The following is a 12,389-nucleotide window of genomic DNA, read 5'->3' on the forward strand; positions in this document are numbered from 1 at the left end:
TTGGCAGTTGATAATTTGTAGGGGCGGTGCCCCCGTGCCCGCCCTCTTCGTTGATAGTTGACAGTTGACAGTTGACAGTTTGCCGTAGGGTGCGCCGCCACCAACAAGCCCTAAAAAAATCAACAATCTCCGAGCGACGCACCTGACAAAATTAATCAGCAGTCATTAGTTGTTATATACTGGAACAATGGACAAGTACATCGTTTTCAGAGCTGACTGGAATGAGGAACAAGGTGCAGAAAACAGACTCCTAGCGGATAAGGGAATGCTCACTGACATTCTTGCCGAACACTTCGACTCTTCTAAACCGCCCAATGCCTCAACCGGGGTACAGATTCCGAGAATTTCACCGGATAGAAAAGTTGGCGGATTCCAAATTTCCCGCTGCGAGCACGCACAGCCAAGCAGTTGCAGGAAACACAGGTTTAGGAGGCATCAGTCATCAGTCGTTAGTCATCAGTCATCAGTCATCAGTCATTAGTCATTAGACCTCTCCAAAAAATCATCTGAAAGCCTTATTTTGTAAGAACAAAAATCTAGTTTTTGAAGAGGTCTATTAGTTATTGTAACGAATCACTGCAAAAAATTTTATTTATGCCACAAATTTTAGAAGAAATAGATACCCTTGCAGAACAGCAATTGGTTCTTCCCGGTTATTATAGTTGGGAGCAATTTGAGGCGATCGAATCTTTGGTAGCAGATGCTCCCGGTTTGCGGATAACTTATTTTGATGGTTGGATTGAATTTATGACATTGGGAGAAGAGCATGAGACGATCGGTCGTCTTCTGAATTTTTTGCTACAACTCTACTTTTGTGAAATGGCAATTGAATACATTCCTGTAGGCAGTGCAACTCGCAGAGAACAAGCAAAAAATGTATCATTTGAACCTGATGAGTCTTATTATATAGGTGAAAAGAAAGAGCATCCCGATTTAGCAGTGGAAGTAACGATTACTAGCGGCAGTACAAAAAAATTAGCTAAGTATTTGCGACTTCGCATCCCGGAAGTATGGTTTTGGAAAAATAATCGGCTTTCTGTTTATCGGCTGCGCGATGATGATTACGAGCAAGTTTCAAGAAGCGAGTTTTTGCCGGAATTAGATTTAGAATTGTTGTCACGATGCGTTTTAATGCCTTCGAGGATTGAGGCAAGGACTGAGTTTATGAAGGGTATTAGGTAGCAGTGATGGAGGCAGAAGAAGAGGGAAGCAATTAATTATTGTATGCTGCGCTCGTTCTTTCACTGCTAATATAAAGGTGTTTTTTATTCAACAACTTTTTCATTAATATTTTATTTTGATATGCACAACCTACTTTCTTTGACGCAATGCTTTTTCAAATTTCTGTTCTAGAATAATCGCTGCAAATGGCGCTACGAATCCCCCAAACGGAAGTGAGCCGATCATTGCTAAGGATACAAGTGTTGGATCTATCTGTTTATTAAGAACTCCTAAAATAGCACTTTCTGCGGCTTTACGAGTATAAGAGCGACACAGAACGTTTGCATTTTTCATGTATACGTCAATCAGATCCGATGCGTTATTTACAGAAATTAACTCAAGGTAGACACGATCTCCTGGATTCAATAGCTCAATAGTTAGATCTAGTTCACCATTCTGACGTTGTAACTCACTAATTTTTCCAAAACCAACTTTAGGTTCTGTCTTTAGGCTGTAACCAACAATCTTTGCTTTATTGTCTATTCGGATTAAAACAGGTTGATTAGCAACTGCTTGGTTGCCAGAATTGAAAATCTCAAGATTGAATAAAAATACAGATGTTGTCTGTTCTCCTGAATATTTAACCTCTAATTCACTGCGAATGGTATCTGAAAATGTTAACAATGAAGAAGCATCGTTGATAACACAATCGACTCGTTTAACTCTGCTGGTTTTTTTCCAGATGAAAATGGATACTGCTGCTGTTAGAACCGAGCCAACAACTGCACCAATAATTGCTGCAATAGTTGGGTTTTCATACCAATTCATCTGTTGCATAACTACTCATTCGATTGCATAAACATGAATGCCGAACATTTTAATATTCTCATAGTAGACTTTTAACGCAAAAACTCAAAGGCTGAAAAAGTTGGAAAAAGTTGGATCTTTTTCAAGTTGTCACACACAATTAGCAAAAACGACCCAAAAAGTTGGGGAAAGTTGGAAAAAGTAGGGTATACTAACTGTAGTCATCTCATCTGCCCACCTATGGAAATTCCTCAGATATTGCGATCGGTCGATGAAACTGTCTCGGCTAAGACAGGCAAACATTTAAACGACTTGCAGCGGAGAATTATCGCGGGAATACTGAATCGTCAAAAGTATGCTGGGGTTGCAGAAACATACGGTTACAGCGATAAGCACGTTAAAAAAGTCAGTCACGAGCTTTTGCAAATGTTATCAGATATTTTTGGCGAACAGGTTAAAAAAAGTAATCTTGAATCTGTTTTAGAACGTCACATCAATGTAACTATAAGCTTAGGCAATAAAAACACTGGAAACAAGAATAATGTCAATATAGGTTACATCAAAAATTGCCCCGATTCTTCCACTTTTACCCAAAATGAAAGTCAGACTGAAAATCCAGAAATCCAGGAGCAAAGCAATAATTATACTGCGCTCGCACTAAATGAAATAATTGATAAATTGCGTAAGTTTGGTTTGACGGACGAACAAATTGCTGAAGCACTAAATCTACCAATGAATGAGGTCGATCGAGTACATTTAGAAGAGTGAATATAAAGTCCATCTAGGATATCCCTCGCTCTATGTTCGGAAGTTTATAAAGTTGGCGGTGGGGTAGTTTACCATTGTAAAAATATAAATTCGATAAAACCATCGGTATCAGTCAAAACTCGGCTTTGTGCCCGTGCAGGCAAAGATTACGGAAATACCTATATCAATATACGGGAACACCGATCGCCCTTCCCGCCCTTAACTCCCTACAATGACAACTATACGGGCAATCGAGCCATTGCCTTCACAGCAGTCATGTTTTTGAATTCAGGGAATTAAAATTTATGCAACCAAATAATCCGAACCAATTTACAGAAAAAGCCTGGGAAGCCCTAGCCCGCACTCCAGAAGTTGTCAAAACAGCTCAGCAGCAGCAGCTAGAAAGCGAACATTTGATGAAGGCGTTGCTGGAACAAGAATCGGGACTCGCTAGCAGCTTATTTAACAAGGCGAAAGTGTCTGTAGCAAAATTGCGCGATCGCACAGACGAGTTTATCAGCCGCCAGCCCAAAATCTCTGGAAGCGGTGGCAACGTTTATCTCGGCCGTTCCCTGGATACCCTGCTAGACAGGGCTGAAGCTTATCGTAAAGAGTACGGTGATGAATTTATCTCGATCGAGCATTTGATCCTGGGTTACGTTAAGGACGATCGCTTTGGCAAAAATTTACTGCAAGAATTTAAACTAGATGAAGCCAAGCTTAAAGACATCATCGCCCAAGTCCGGGGGAACAACAAAGTGACAGACCAAAATCCAGAAGGCAAATATGAAGCGCTGGAAAAATACGGCCGAGATTTGACAGAAGCGGCGCGTCAAGGCAAACTCGATCCGGTAATCGGACGAGATGACGAAATCCGCCGCACAATTCAAATTTTGAGCCGCCGCACCAAGAACAACCCCGTACTGATTGGGGAACCGGGAGTTGGCAAAACTGCGATCGCCGAAGGACTCGCCCAGCGAATTATCACCGGAGATGTGCCACAATCTCTCAAAGACAGACAATTAATTAGCTTAGATATGGGCGCGTTAATTGCCGGTGCAAAATTCCGGGGAGAATTTGAAGAACGGTTGAAAGCCGTGCTCAAAGAAGTTATGGATAGCAACGGCAAAGTCATCCTATTTATAGATGAAATTCACACCGTTGTCGGCGCCGGCGCCAGCCAAGGATCGATGGATGCTGGCAATTTGCTCAAACCGATGTTGGCGAGGGGTGAATTGCGCTGTATCGGCGCTACAACTCTCGACGAATACCGCAAGTATCTCGAAAAAGATGCGGCCCTAGAACGCCGTTTTCAACAAGTTTATGTCGATCAGCCGACAGTTGAAGATACTGTCTCGATTTTGCGGGGTTTGAAAGAACGGTACGAAGTTCACCACGGTGTGAAAATTTCCGACAGCGCCCTAGTGGCCGCTGCTACTTTGTCTACTCGATATATTAGCGATCGCTTCCTTCCCGACAAGGCGATCGACTTAGTGGACGAAGCGGCGGCTAAACTCAAAATGGAGATTACCTCGAAACCGGAAGAACTAGACGAAATCGATCGCAAAATTTTGCAGCTAGAAATGGAGAGACTATCCCTGCAAAAAGAAAGCAATGCGGCTTCGATCGAACGTTTGGAAAGACTGGAAAAAGACTTGGGAAACCTCAAGGAACAGCAAAGCGGTTTGAACGCTCAGTGGCAATCCGAAAAAGGTGTCATCGGCAGCATTCAAAAAATCAAAGAACAGATTGACAAGGTGAATATTGAGATTCAACAAGCTGAATTAAAATATGACCTCAACCGCGCTGCTGAGTTGAAATACGGCACTTTAACTCAATTGCAAAAACAATTGCAAGAAGCAGAAGCTCAACTTTCAGCAACTCAAACCACAGGTCAAACTTTGCTGCGGGAAGAAGTCACGGAATCTGACATTGCTGAGATTATTTCTAAGTGGACGGGAATTCCGATTAGCAAGTTGGTTGAATCGGAAATGCAGAAACTCCTGCACTTGGAAGACGAACTCCACAAGCGCGTAATCGGACAAGATGAAGCGGTGACGGCGGTTGCAGATGCAATTCAGCGATCGCGCGCGGGATTGTCGGATCCCAACCGCCCGGTGGCGAGTTTTATCTTCCTCGGCCCCACGGGCGTTGGTAAAACCGAGTTGGCGAAAGCATTAGCATCATACCTGTTTGACACCGAAGAGGCGATCGTCCGCATTGATATGTCGGAATACATGGAGAAACACGCAGTTTCGCGCTTAATTGGTGCGCCTCCGGGATACGTCGGCTACGACGAAGGCGGGCAATTAACTGAGGCTGTGCGCCGCCGTCCCTATTCGGTAATTCTATTCGATGAAATCGAGAAAGCGCACCCGGATGTCTTCAACATCATGCTGCAAATTCTGGATGACGGCCGCGTTACCGACGCTCAAGGTCACACGGTAGACTTTAAGAATTCTGTGATTATTATGACATCGAATGTCGGCTCTCAATACATTTTAGATGTGGCGGGAGATAACGAACAAATGCGGAGTCGGGTGATGGATGCGATGCGCGGAACTTTCCGCCCGGAATTCTTGAACCGGATTGATGAGATGATTATCTTCCACGGTTTGAGTAAGCCGGAATTGCGCCAAATCGTGCTGTTGCAAGTCAAACGCTTGGAAAAACGTTTAGCCGATCGCAAAATGTCTCTGAAATTGTCGGAATCTGCGATCGACTTCTTAGCAGAAATTGGTTACGATCCGGTGTACGGCGCGCGCCCATTGAAGCGGGGAATCCAGCGCGAGTTGGAAACGCAAATGGCGAAGGGTATTTTGCGGGGAGATTTTGTTGACGGCGATACCATTTTTGTCGATATCGAGAATGAAAGGTTGGCTTTTAAAAGGTTGCCGGCGCAGTTGGTGACTGCTAAATAATCTTAGTAGGGTGGGCTGCGGCTCACCTTATTTTTTTGAGGGGCGATCGTTCTTTTTTTGACCTGAGATGCTGCACCATTTTCAATAAGCTTTTTATGGGCCAATACGGTTTACTTAACGCTTTTGATGAATTTCATCTGACGATTTTTGGATTATAAAGAGGTGAAGTAGATATTAAGAAGATTTTACCGCAGAGAACACAGAGAACACAGAGAGGGGAGGGAGAAAAGGTTTTTTTCCAAAACCCTCGCAATACTCTTCCCTCTGCGCCAAAAGCGCCCCAATACGGTTCAAAACTCTTCTGTTGATGGAGTGGATTGTATTTCAATACGGTTTACTTAATGCTTTTGATGAATTTCATCTGACGATTTTCTGGCAATATAGCCATTTTGGGCAAGTCAGATTTTTCTTAAGTAAACCGTATTGTTTTATGGGCGGGCTAGAAGCCCACCCCACAAGAAATAATTTTTATTGTGGAACAGGCCGGAAAGCCTGTTGTGTTGCCAAACTGCTAACGCTTTTTATGGGCGGGCTAGAAGCCCACCCCACAAGAAATAATTTTTATTGTGGAACAGGCCGGAAAGCCTGTTGCGATGTGAGTTTAACCGCCCCTAAAGCCATTTGTTGCACTGCAAAACATCTCAAAACAGTCCACCTTACGCTGTGACGATCGCGCTTAAGGGCGATCGCTTCTAGATTCATCCTTTTTCAACTCTTGACGCTCTCGAACAGATTTAGTCAGCAGGTACGTTGCCAAACTGCTAACGGATCTGCTCTCCTCTTCTGCCCATTCTTCCAGAGCTTTTTGAATTTCCTCTGGCAGATATGCCGTAACTCTTCCCCGTGAAGCCATTCGTTGCACTGCAAAACATATCAACACAGTCCATCTTACGCTGTTTTGAGTTAAGAGGGAAGTACGTCATATTACGTGGAAATGTTGCAATACACGTTATAATATGTTATAATGCAACCTATAAACAGTCAGAAGCCAGCCCCTTACTGTCCAAGGTTCCGGGCTGGCTCTGGCTCCAAAAATATCAATGGAGATGAGTTCTATGTTGACATACAAAGACCGCTTGTGTTGTTGGGCGATCGCCCGTTTGTTACCCTCCGGGCAATGGATAATTGTCGCCCGCTGCCGCAGTCGCTCCGATGCAGAGGGGCATTTTCAGTTTTTGCGTCAAACTATACCCCACGTTAAGTTTGAGGTTGTGTTCGATTTAAAGGGGGAAAGCAATCGTTTGGAGGCATTGTGCGATCGTCCTGCCAATTCTCTCACTAGCGCGTTGTAGATTTTAATCTTTCCGGTAGTTTCTGTTTGGCGATCGCTCTTTTTGTGAATAAGGGCGATCGCTTTGCAGAAATCTGGGAGCCCAAAACCGCAGATGTAGGCTGATAAACGCAGATGAACGCAGATAATTTTAAGAATGAAACAAGCAGAAATGACGGAACAGCAAAAAGCTATCCTAGAGGAAATTCGCGAAATTGCGATCGTCGGCAAACAGCAAATTAAACAGGCTTTTGAGGAATCGGCAACAATAGACAACAAGTGGCGGCGGAAAGCTGATGGTAAACCCGCTGCGGCACAAAAGCTATAAGTTTGAGTAGATGTGAAGAGTTGCGATCGCTAATACAAGCGATCGCCTTTTGGGAGGACATCATCTCCGAATTATCGGAACAGCACTCAATGAACCCTGGGTTGTGGTAAAATGCTCGTATGTACAGTGCTTCTTCGTTACTTAAAAATATGCGATCGCAACTAGAACAAATTACACTTCAAGACAGAAATGCCGCTGAAATGGAAATTCGCGACAAGCGGCAGCAAATTAATTACGACACGAAACAGTATCCAGTCGAAATACTCGTTCAAAAATATCTGGAAGGAATTAACGATGATACTAATAAATTGTTTATTCCAGACTACCAACGTCAAATTGTTTGGGATGACACCAGGCAATCAAAGTTTATTGAGTCTGTAATTTGGGGGATACCAATACCTTATATATTCGTTGTTGAGATCCGTCATGATGAAAATGATGAACCACGTTTAGAGATCGTAGACGGCGCACAACGCATTCTTACCCTAGCTAGATTTATCAATAACGAATTAACATTAAGTGGACTCGAAAAAATAGAGCAATTAAATGGATTTAAGTTTGCCGATCTACTGCTTTCTCGTCAGAGACACTTCAACCGAACTACAGTTCGGATTATCCAACTAACCCAAGCTGCCAACGAGGAAGTCCGAAGAGATGTATTTGAACGCATACAATCATTTTAACAGCCAAGTAAAAAAAATTCAATAAAGCACAAAATATACTGCTGCAATTATTGGTATAATCAAAATAATTTGTGCATATTCAATATGTTGGCAGTCGAATATAATCATGGAAACTGTATTCTTAGAATTTAATATACGCGCTAAAGATGTGGATGATTACTTTGTATTTTTGGACAGCCTGGAAAAACAGACAACGCAGTTAGCTTTACTTGATACTACTGGCAACTACCAAATTAAAAGCCTAGATCCAGAGTTAGCAAAAACTCTCAAAGCCAATGGTTTTTTGTTGCTGTATAACTTAGTTGAATCTACTATGCGAAATGCGATTGAAGCCATATTTGAGGAGTTCAAAAATAAAGCAGTCACCTTTGACCAACTCAAACCAGAAATTAAACTGATTGTCCTCCAAAATCTTAAAAATCGTTCTCCTAAGAAAATTTATTTAACAATTAACCAACTCTCTACTGATATAATCACAGCTACATTTGAACGCGAGGAACTGTTTTCAGGAAATGTGGATGCTAGGTTAATTAAAGAAATAGCAGACAAATACGGTTTTTCATATCAAACAGACTTTGCTAAGACCAAAAATGGGCAAAATCTTGTAGTGATTAAAAGTAATAGAAATGATTTAGCCCACGGGATTAAGTCTTTTGAAGAAGTGGGGGGATATCAGGCTATTGAGGAACTATTAGAAATGAAGGAAGAAGTCATAGAGTATTTGCGTCAAATACTTGAGAATGTTAAAAGTTATCTGGACAATCAAGAGTATTTGGACGTAAATACAAATAATCCTTAATTTTAGGCTAAGAAACCGGGTTTCTAGAGTAATTTTGGTTGGTGGCGACATATCTCATAAGAAACCAGGTTTCTGGGAATGATGCGAGGGGTAAGAAACCGGGTTTCTAGGGTAATTTTGGTTGGGTGGCGAGATATCTCGGAAGAAACCCGGTTTCTAGGAATGATGCGAAGGCTACTTCCGCACCATCACTGACTTAATTACAGCATTGGTTTGATACTTGTTAGTCTCAAAAAATCCGCCTTTACCCGCGCCGTAAACCCCTGCAAATTGTTTCCCATCAGCCTTGGGAACAAACAAGAACTTCTTGCTCGGTTGGTTGGCAAAAACTACATTTTCTCTCGATTCATTATCCACATTATAAGATAAAGTAGTTTTGCCGTAAATTGCCTCGGCTTGTTTTAAGGTCATTCCTGGCCCGACGCCCTGAAGTGTTTTATAGTTGGGATTGTCTGTCATCAAAAGTTCGATCGCATCCGCATCTTTCAGCTTTGTACCTGCAGCGTAGATAATCCGATACTGTACTTTTCCCGATCGACTAACTGTCACTGCATCAAAGTCTACCATAAAAGGAGACTCTACCTTAAACTGGGCTGTGGAACCCAAAGCCTGCTTGAGTTGTCCGAAAGTCATGCCGATTTTTGCTTCGCCAATTGTGCGATCGGCAATTGCTACACTTGCAGAGGAAGATTTTGCAGCAGCATTGGCTATTTCCCCTCGGGTATTTGCACCCGTGCGCGCCACAGCGACACCCGGATTAGATATTGCTCCCAGATAAGAGCCGATCGCCAATAAAACAGCTATCATCGATCCAGACAAAACTTTAAGATTTAACATGACTAATTCTCCTAGATTTCAAATGCGACTATCTACCCGCATCTTTTTGAGTATCCTGGGCATCACCTTGCTAGTTTGGATTCTCAGAGGTGTTGGCCTCTTGACATTCATTCCCGGTGTTGTTATTTGGATACTGGTTTTACTTTCTTTTGTTGCGGGCATCCTCAGCACTATACTCCGCAGGTAAAGGGCGCTCCGGTAAGTAAGTTCAACAGTTGACAGTTGACAGTTGACAGTTGACAGTTTGAGAGCGACCTCTACTTAGCAAGAGGATTCAAACAGTGAATAATTTTATTTTATTTCCCCCTCGAAGGAGGAGGCTTTAAAACCATTCTTCTTGGTAAGTAATAGTCAGTTATCAGTTGTCATTAGTTCTTAGTTCTTAGTTATTATTTATTAGTTATTAGTTATTATTTCTTAGTTAACAGTTGACAGCTAACAATGCCCAATGCCCAATGCCCCATGCCCAATGCCCAATACCCCATGCCCCATTGCCAATTCCCAATTATTTTAGTTTCATTGCTTTTCCGATTGTCACATTTAACTGAGCACCGATCAGCATCACCAAAGAACAAAGATAGAGCCACAATAGCAAAACAATAAAAGTGCCGATCGTCCCGTAAGTCCAACTATAATTACCCAAATTCAAAACGTAGAAGCGGAACAAAGCTGAAATCAGCGCCCACAAAACAGCCGCAAAAACAGCCCCCGAAAAAATCGGAATATCTCTTTGGTGTCGGCTCGGCCCGTAACGGTAAACAAAGGCAAAGGCAACTGAGATAATGCCTAAAGAACTAGGCCAGCGCCACAGCCGCCAAACAGCTAACAGTTGCGACTCCAAAGGGCAATTGTCTGTCGGTGCCAAGCAATTTTGAACATCTTTTAAATTGCAATTAGCGACCGACTCCAGCAGGCAACTCTGGCGGGCAATAGCTTGTACAATTAAGTCGCTGACAAATACTACGCCCGATGCTAGAATTAATAATATAATTGTACCGATACTCAGTGCTAGAGCAATCAGTTTTGCTTTCACAAATGGTCGAGTGCGATCGCTCGGAATTTCATGAATGCGATCGAGCGCAGCCATCGCCGCACTCATGACTCCAGAAAATGCCCACAGCGATGCGACAAAACTGAGTGAAAATAGTTGTTGGTTGCGATATAAAAGGATTTCTTTGAGGGAAGTGCGAATCAAATTTCGGACTTCATCGGGTATAACTTTGCCCAAAAGACCGGCAATTTGATAAAGTGTTGATTGCAAAGGTTCAAACAGGGCGATCGCCGACAAGACAGCCAACAGCCCCGGAAACAGGGCCAGCATAGAATTGTAGGCCATTTCGGCAGATAGCCCCGGCAACCGCTGCTCTCCCGCTTTCACGCCGACTTCCTTGAGCGTGCTCCAAGTCAAACAGCGACAGAACAGCCAAAAATCACCAAATTTCCTTTTAACAGCTCTCAGCAGCCTCACAAGCACCCCAAACAAAGCTAAAATTAGGTAGCGCAGCCAGTAAAAAATGTTCATAGCGCACAGGAAACGGGGAAACGGAAAATGGAAAATAAACTCAGGGGCGACAACTGGAAATGACAAATGTTAATTATATGACTTACAAGTCGATCGGCAATTTTTACACTATTTATCGATCCAAGGTGGACACAATCACCCACAAATAATATCTCTGCCTCCAGGAATGAATTAATTAAGCTATTCCCAATTCCCAATTCCCAATTCCCCATTCCCCATTCTAAAATAAACAATATGTCTCAAGATATCAGACAGTGGTTAGATGAAATTAAGCGACTGCAACAGCAGTTAACAGAGGTTTCGCGCGATCGCGATGACGCTGGTGAAAGTGCGGCTCAATGGCGCCAACTCTACAATACCGAAGCCGAGCAGCGACGGAATGATGCTAAGTTAACTCAGCAAACTATCGATGCTTTGGAAGCACAGATACAGGAATTTCAAACTTTCTCCCCGATTGCGCCCGAAGGTGACGAAGCTGGAGTTGCACGCCAGAATGAGGTTGAACAACTGCATACAGTTGGGGAACTTAAAACTAAGTTAGCAGAAGTTCTCGAAGAGCGCGATCGGGCGATCGAACAAATCAAACAACTGACTCAAGCCCTCAAACAAGAAGAAGCCCGTCACGCCGAAACTAGCAGAAATTTAACCACCGCCCTAGCAGACGCCGTTGACTTGCTCACCAAAGCACAAACTGTTCCTACTACAAAAATGGAACAATCACCAGCCTATTCTCTAGAAATAGTCCCTACTCGCACCGCAAATCCTGGCGAAACTGCGATCGAAATCCGCCAAAATCCCGCGCAAACTGGCCGGAATCCCGCCCAGCTTCCACCTTCTAAAAACCAGTTACTCGATTTACCGCCATTTGGGAATTAGTCATTAGTCATTAGTCATTGGTTATTAGTTATTAGTAGACTTCTTGCAAAAATAGTTAGATATTGTAGGGTGCGTCAGCGAGGAGCATAATTTTTAGGCGGGGATAGAGAATTGGCTGACGCACCCTACTACTTATATCGTGTTTGAATATCTTGACGAAAAAATTGGTTTGTAGTGAGGACTTCAGTCCGCATCTAGAGAAGAAGGACTGAAGTCCTGACTACAAACTGTTATAGTTAGAAGAGCCACTTCCTGCAAAGATTTGTTGGGCCGTTAGTTGTAAATCTGGGAAAATTGACGAGATTAGTCGATGGGAGCATCCCGGTTATGTAAATATCGGAATAACAATAGTCCGGACAGTTTTCAATGACCAACGGTAGAATGGGGGTTCTGGGTTCCAGCCTCTGTGAAATATTAACGGTAGAATGAGGCTTTGGG

General features: G+C 43.0%; 13 protein-coding genes. 9 read left to right on the forward strand and 4 right to left on the reverse strand.

What is annotated here, in order from left to right; genetic code table 11:
• The first annotated feature begins 594 nt into the window (after window positions 1–594).
• On the forward strand, window positions 595–1,182 hold the full coding sequence (locus QZ938_RS25240; protein WP_293149272.1) for a Uma2 family endonuclease: 588 nt from the start codon (window positions 595–597) through the stop codon (window positions 1,180–1,182).
• A 129-nt stretch (window positions 1,183–1,311) separates the two neighbouring features.
• Here QZ938_RS25240 and QZ938_RS25245 read toward each other — a convergent pair whose 3' ends face one another.
• Window positions 1,312–1,998 carry a hypothetical protein gene (locus tag QZ938_RS25245; RefSeq protein WP_293149273.1) on the reverse strand — a complete coding sequence of 229 codons (687 nt, stop codon included), beginning with the start codon at window positions 1,996–1,998 and terminating at the stop codon, window positions 1,312–1,314.
• 210 nt (window positions 1,999–2,208) lie between these two features.
• Between QZ938_RS25245 and QZ938_RS25250 the strand changes: the two genes are divergently transcribed.
• The 3 genes from QZ938_RS25250 to QZ938_RS25260 all read left to right on the forward strand — a co-directional run bounded on the left by QZ938_RS25250 (window position 2,209) and on the right by QZ938_RS25260 (window position 6,303).
• Window positions 2,209–2,736 carry a hypothetical protein gene (locus QZ938_RS25250; RefSeq protein WP_293149274.1) on the forward strand — a complete coding sequence of 176 codons (528 nt, stop codon included), beginning with the start codon at window positions 2,209–2,211 and terminating at the stop codon, window positions 2,734–2,736.
• A gap of 284 nt (window positions 2,737–3,020) precedes the next feature.
• Window positions 3,021–5,636: an ATP-dependent chaperone ClpB gene (gene clpB / locus QZ938_RS25255; protein WP_293353960.1), complete on the forward strand. Its 2,616-nt coding sequence runs from the start codon at window positions 3,021–3,023 to the stop codon at window positions 5,634–5,636.
• 304 nt (window positions 5,637–5,940) lie between these two features.
• Entirely contained in the window at window positions 5,941–6,303 is a 363-nt protein-coding gene (locus QZ938_RS25260) for a hypothetical protein (protein WP_293353958.1), read from the forward strand.
• 9 nt (window positions 6,304–6,312) lie between these two features.
• On the opposite strand, the gene QZ938_RS25265 is transcribed toward QZ938_RS25260, so the two are convergent.
• Window positions 6,313–6,489 (reverse strand): hypothetical protein, encoded by a 177-nt coding sequence (locus QZ938_RS25265; protein ID WP_293353956.1) that lies wholly within the window; start codon window positions 6,487–6,489, stop codon window positions 6,313–6,315.
• Between the two features lie 202 nt (window positions 6,490–6,691).
• Between QZ938_RS25265 and QZ938_RS25270 the strand changes: the two genes are divergently transcribed.
• The 4 genes from QZ938_RS25270 to QZ938_RS25285 all read left to right on the forward strand — a co-directional run bounded on the left by QZ938_RS25270 (window position 6,692) and on the right by QZ938_RS25285 (window position 8,716).
• Entirely contained in the window at window positions 6,692–6,928 is a 237-nt protein-coding gene (locus QZ938_RS25270) for a hypothetical protein (protein WP_293363440.1), read from the forward strand.
• Window positions 6,929–7,063: 135 nt separating this feature from the next.
• Window positions 7,064–7,234: a hypothetical protein gene (locus tag QZ938_RS25275; RefSeq protein ID WP_293353952.1), complete on the forward strand. Its 171-nt coding sequence runs from the start codon at window positions 7,064–7,066 to the stop codon at window positions 7,232–7,234.
• Between the two features lie 119 nt (window positions 7,235–7,353).
• Entirely contained in the window at window positions 7,354–7,917 is a 564-nt protein-coding gene (locus QZ938_RS25280; RefSeq protein WP_293353950.1) for a DUF262 domain-containing protein, read from the forward strand.
• Window positions 7,918–8,023: 106 nt separating this feature from the next.
• Entirely contained in the window at window positions 8,024–8,716 is a 693-nt protein-coding gene (locus tag QZ938_RS25285) for an MAE_28990/MAE_18760 family HEPN-like nuclease (RefSeq protein WP_293353948.1), read from the forward strand.
• A gap of 174 nt (window positions 8,717–8,890) precedes the next feature.
• Here QZ938_RS25285 and QZ938_RS25290 read toward each other — a convergent pair whose 3' ends face one another.
• Both QZ938_RS25290 and QZ938_RS25295 read right to left on the reverse strand, forming a co-directional pair.
• Entirely contained in the window at window positions 8,891–9,553 is a 663-nt protein-coding gene (locus tag QZ938_RS25290; protein ID WP_293353946.1) for a hypothetical protein, read from the reverse strand.
• Window positions 9,554–10,058: 505 nt separating this feature from the next.
• Window positions 10,059–11,075 (reverse strand): YihY/virulence factor BrkB family protein, encoded by a 1,017-nt coding sequence (locus QZ938_RS25295; protein ID WP_293149284.1) that lies wholly within the window; start codon window positions 11,073–11,075, stop codon window positions 10,059–10,061.
• Between the two features lie 234 nt (window positions 11,076–11,309).
• Here QZ938_RS25295 and QZ938_RS25300 point away from each other — a divergent pair, with 234 nt between their 5' ends.
• Window positions 11,310–11,951, forward strand: coding sequence for a hypothetical protein (locus QZ938_RS25300; protein WP_293353944.1), 642 nt, complete (start codon window positions 11,310–11,312; stop codon window positions 11,949–11,951).
• The last annotated feature ends 438 nt before the right edge of the window (window positions 11,952–12,389 follow it).

Source organism: Microcoleus sp. CAWBG27 (assembly GCF_020883145.1).
Classification (GTDB): Bacteria; Cyanobacteriota; Cyanobacteriia; order Cyanobacteriales; family Microcoleaceae; genus Microcoleus.

Excerpts from the sequence above, each read along its gene's own strand:
- QZ938_RS25280 (WP_293353950.1), top strand. The coding sequence starts at position 7,354 with ATGTACAGTGCTTCTTCGTTACTTAAAAATATGCGATCGCAACTAGAA.
- QZ938_RS25250 (WP_293149274.1), top strand. The coding sequence starts at position 2,209 with ATGGAAATTCCTCAGATATTGCGATCGGTCGATGAAACTGTCTCGGCT.
- clpB (WP_293353960.1), top strand. The coding sequence starts at position 3,021 with ATGCAACCAAATAATCCGAACCAATTTACAGAAAAAGCCTGGGAAGCC.
- QZ938_RS25265 (WP_293353956.1), bottom strand. The coding sequence starts at position 6,489 with ATGGCTTCACGGGGAAGAGTTACGGCATATCTGCCAGAGGAAATTCAA.
- QZ938_RS25270 (WP_293363440.1), top strand. The coding sequence starts at position 6,692 with ATGTTGACATACAAAGACCGCTTGTGTTGTTGGGCGATCGCCCGTTTG.
- QZ938_RS25290 (WP_293353946.1), bottom strand. The coding sequence starts at position 9,553 with ATGTTAAATCTTAAAGTTTTGTCTGGATCGATGATAGCTGTTTTATTG.
- QZ938_RS25295 (WP_293149284.1), bottom strand. The coding sequence starts at position 11,075 with ATGAACATTTTTTACTGGCTGCGCTACCTAATTTTAGCTTTGTTTGGG.
- QZ938_RS25240 (WP_293149272.1), top strand. The coding sequence starts at position 595 with ATGCCACAAATTTTAGAAGAAATAGATACCCTTGCAGAACAGCAATTG.
- QZ938_RS25300 (WP_293353944.1), top strand. The coding sequence starts at position 11,310 with ATGTCTCAAGATATCAGACAGTGGTTAGATGAAATTAAGCGACTGCAA.
- QZ938_RS25285 (WP_293353948.1), top strand. The coding sequence starts at position 8,024 with ATGGAAACTGTATTCTTAGAATTTAATATACGCGCTAAAGATGTGGAT.
- QZ938_RS25275 (WP_293353952.1), top strand. The coding sequence starts at position 7,064 with ATGAAACAAGCAGAAATGACGGAACAGCAAAAAGCTATCCTAGAGGAA.
- QZ938_RS25245 (WP_293149273.1), bottom strand. The coding sequence starts at position 1,998 with ATGCAACAGATGAATTGGTATGAAAACCCAACTATTGCAGCAATTATT.